The following is a 3358-nucleotide window of genomic DNA, read 5'->3' as shown; positions in this document are numbered from 1 at the left end:
ACTTGACCGTAGGAAATCCCTAAATCTGTCGCATAGGCGGAGACAATATGTAAGGCTTTCTGGTGTTGGCTGGCATTACCTCTAATTGTCTTTCCGTCAATGGCTATCAGGCGTTTCGAAAAACGAGTAAAATGTTTAGCTGATACCTCTGCCTCTTCAAGAAGAGCAGACCACATCTGTGTCACTTCTACTAGAACTTGAGGATCTAGAGTCGCAAAAACTCGTTGCAGCGTATCGTGAGACGGAATCCCATTTTCTAACTCCAACACGGTTCGCAAGGAAGACTCATAGGCAGTCCCAAACTCCTCAATTTCATCCCAATATTCTGCACCTGATAGACGCGCAAAGAAAATAAGCAAGACAATATCTGACAATGTGTGCTTAATTTTCCAGGATTCTCTATCATCACGGACACCTATCAAGAAATCCAGTCTCTCATTCATAACAAAATCCTCCACTATCTCTAGTATAGCAAAGGATTCGAACTTAGTTTATGAAACTGTTATCTGAAAACGAGACTTTCTTCATGCGTTTGTCGTGTTGTGTCTGTATCCTATCTAGCAAATCCTTGTTGAAAATGGTATAATTGGTGTATGATGAGCTTAAAAGATAAAATAACAGTTTTTCCTGGTGTGGGTGAGAAGTCGGCTGCAAAATTCCAACAGCTAGGATTGGAGACGGTAGAAGACGTACTGTGTTATTATCCTTTTCGCTATGATGATTTTGCTGTGCGGTCAGTTTTGGAACTGGTGGATGGGGAAAAGGCTTTGATTTCTGGTATCGTGATGACGCCTCCTACTGTACAATACTATGGTTTTAAGCGTAATAAGCTGCGTTTTTCACTGAAACAAGGCGAGGTAGTTGTTGCGGTCTCCTTTTTTAATCAACCGTATTTAGCTGATCGAATTGAAGTTGGGCAAGAGCTAGCTGTCTGGGGGAAATGGGAAAAGGCAAAGGTATCCGTAACAGGTATGAAGTTGGTTGCACAGCGTGAAGATGAATTACAGCCGATTTACCATGTTACTCAGGGAGTTTCGCAGGCTAGTATTGTCAAATTAGTGAAGGCAGCATTTGATAAGGGCTATGATCAGTTATTGATGGAGAATCTTCCAATCTCTCTTTTAGAACGTTATCGTTTAGTAGAACGAAAACAGGCAGTAAGAGCCATGCATTTTCCAAAAGATATAGCAGAATACAAGCAGGCTTTGCGTCGTATAAAATTTGAGGAGCTGTTTTACTTTCAACTGCGTTTGCAACAGCTAAAGGTAGCAAATAAGGTCATGGTAGATGGAGTTTCGATTGCCTATAATCCTCTTGAAGTAGAAGAAAAAATAGCTTCCTTACCCTTTAACTTAACAGAAGCTCAAGAAAAAGTATTACATGAGATTCTAAGGGATATGCAGTCTACTGGGCATATGAATCGTCTTTTACAGGGGGATGTTGGCTCCGGAAAAACAGTTGTCGCAGCTTTAGCTATGTATGCTGCCTATACAGCTGGTATGCAGGCAGCAATGATGGTTCCGACTGAAATTTTGGCGGAACAGCACTTTGAGAGTTTGACGCAATTATTTCCAGATTTGTCGATTGCACTATTAACAGGTGGTATGCGAGTAGCACCACGTAGAGCAGCGTTAGCAGCGATTGAGTCAGGACAAGTGGATATGATTGTAGGGACACATGCCTTGATTCAGGAGGGGGTCAATTATCATCGTCTAGGTCTTGTCGTAACAGACGAGCAGCACCGATTTGGGGTGAAGCAACGACGTTTATTTCGTGAAAAAGGAGCGAATCCAGATGTGCTGATGATGACGGCAACACCGATTCCCAGAACGCTTGCGATTACGTCTTTTGGAGATATGGATGTATCAATTATCAATCAGCTTCCTGCAGGGCGCAAGCCAATTGTAACTCGATGGGTAAAGCATGAGCAATTTCCTGTTGTACTGGACTGGTTGGAAAAAGAATTACTCAAGGGAGCACAGGTGTATGTGATTTCGCCTCTTATTGAAGAATCAGAAGCACTGGATTTGAAAAATGCGATTGCCTTGAGAGAGGAATTGGCTGCTCATTTTAAGGAAAATGCGAGTGTTGGTTTACTGCATGGTCAGATGAAAAATGATGAGAAAGAAGCCATTATGCAGGCCTTTAAAGCAGGCCAGACTGATATTCTAGTTTCCACAACGGTCATCGAAGTGGGAGTCAATGTGCCAAATGCGACGGTTATGGTCATTATGGATGCAGACCGATTTGGATTAAGCCAACTACACCAATTACGAGGTCGAGTTGGTCGGGGTGAAAAGCAATCGTATGCAATCTTAGTTGCTAATCCCAAAACGGATTCAGGGAAGGATCGTATGCGGATTATGACAGAAACGACAGATGGTTTTGTCTTAGCAGAAGAAGATTTAAAAATGCGCGGATCAGGTGAAATTTTTGGAACGCGTCAATCGGGATTACCAGAGTTTCAAGTAGCGAACATCATAGAAGATTATGCGATTTTAGAGGAGGCAAGGCATGTAGCCGCACAGATTGTCTCAGAACCAGAATGGCAAAATCAGCCAGAATGGCAGGTTTTATTGCCATACTTAGCAAAGGAAGGACGATTGGATTAAAAAATTCTGATTCTATATTAACTGTAGATTCCTGAGATTGGATAAGATATCCATGATGAGAGGCCTTCATCCATAAACTAATGAAAATAGAGAGAAAAAACTTACAATGGTTGATTTAATTGCTATTTTCATAATATCTCCTCTTTCTTTTTTAGTTTGTGCTCTGTTTAGTTCTCGTTTTGGTCGGTGGAGAACTGTACGAGTTTTTATTTTGATTTAATTGTAGTTAGCAATATATCTGCAGCTGCCGCGTTATGGCCGGAATCGTATGCTTTGATAGCAGTTCAGTTACTTGCAAGTTTCTTCTCCTTGGTCGCCCACGGCGTTTACATTCTTTTGAGTTAGAATTATTGCTTTTAGTATTGCTTATTTAGCCTTTTTTCAATATAATAACTGACATTTAGCGCGTATGTTAACTCTTTATCTTGATTAGGGAGTTCATTTTCAATATACGATATTGAACATCCTATAAACTTAAAAATCTGATTCTACTATAAAGAAAAGTGGCTCTATAATTTCTGTAGTGGGTAAACCCACCATGGATATTATGGAGCCTTTTTCTACCATTTGTCAAGTTTATCAAGGATTTAAGAAAAAATATTTTCAAGACAGTAGCTATGCTAAATTTCAAGTTCAAGTTAGCCAGTCTGTAAAAATTCTCTAGGAGATTTGTAACCCAATATCTTCTTTGGATAGTTGTTAATCCAGTTTTCAATAAATGCGACTTGTTGTTGCGTCGCATTTTT

General features: G+C 40.3%; 2 protein-coding genes and 1 pseudogene. 1 reads left to right on the top strand and 2 read right to left on the bottom strand.

Annotated features, from left to right (window positions below; translation table 11 throughout):
- A partial coding sequence (locus tag ABPH35_RS10610) for an ISAs1 family transposase (protein ID WP_368849785.1) occupies window positions 1–443 on the bottom strand: 443 nt, incomplete at its 3' end.
- Between the two features lie 153 nt (window positions 444–596).
- On the opposite strand from ABPH35_RS10610, the gene recG reads away from it, so the two are divergent.
- Entirely contained in the window at window positions 597–2612 is a 2016-nt protein-coding gene (gene recG / locus ABPH35_RS10605) for an ATP-dependent DNA helicase RecG (protein WP_349989648.1), read from the top strand.
- A 638-nt stretch (window positions 2613–3250) separates the two neighbouring features.
- Here the strand turns inward: recG and ABPH35_RS10600 are convergent.
- Window positions 3251–3358: pseudogene (locus ABPH35_RS10600) on the bottom strand (IS30 family transposase); the annotation flags it as partial.

Source organism: Streptococcus handemini (assembly GCF_040984445.1).
Lineage (GTDB): Bacteria > Bacillota > Bacilli > Lactobacillales > Streptococcaceae > Streptococcus > Streptococcus handemini.
This window is presented reverse-complemented; position numbering and strand designations above follow the sequence as displayed.